Origin of the sequence: Gemmiger formicilis, assembly GCF_016901605.1 — a bacterium.
In the GTDB taxonomy this organism is placed as follows: Bacteria; Bacillota; Clostridia; order Oscillospirales; family Ruminococcaceae; genus Gemmiger; species Gemmiger formicilis_B.
The window spans coordinates 1-217 of the sequence record NZ_JACJKP010000994.1; the positions used below are offsets into that span (position 1 = coordinate 1).

Here is a 217-nt window from a genome sequence, read left to right on the forward strand (position 1 = left end):
CTGATGTACTGGGCAAACTGCTCAGGGACGTCTTTGGTTCAGCGCGTGTATCTCTCGGAAAACCGGCTGTGCTATACCGGTTATAGCGGCAGCATGGACGAGCGGGTGGAATTTTTATTTTATCCTTTTTCGTGCTCACAAACTTCGGTCGGTTGGGGAGCCTTTATCTGTCTAAAAACCAGAATCCCCTTGGAAGAAGGTGTAATAGAACAAGAAA

Annotated in this window: 1 protein-coding gene; it reads left to right on the top strand. The window is 47.5% G+C overall.

Annotated elements, in window-relative coordinates; genetic code table 11:
- A partial coding sequence (locus H6B10_RS17525; protein WP_204652569.1) for a hypothetical protein occupies positions 1-217 on the top strand: 217 nt, incomplete at both ends.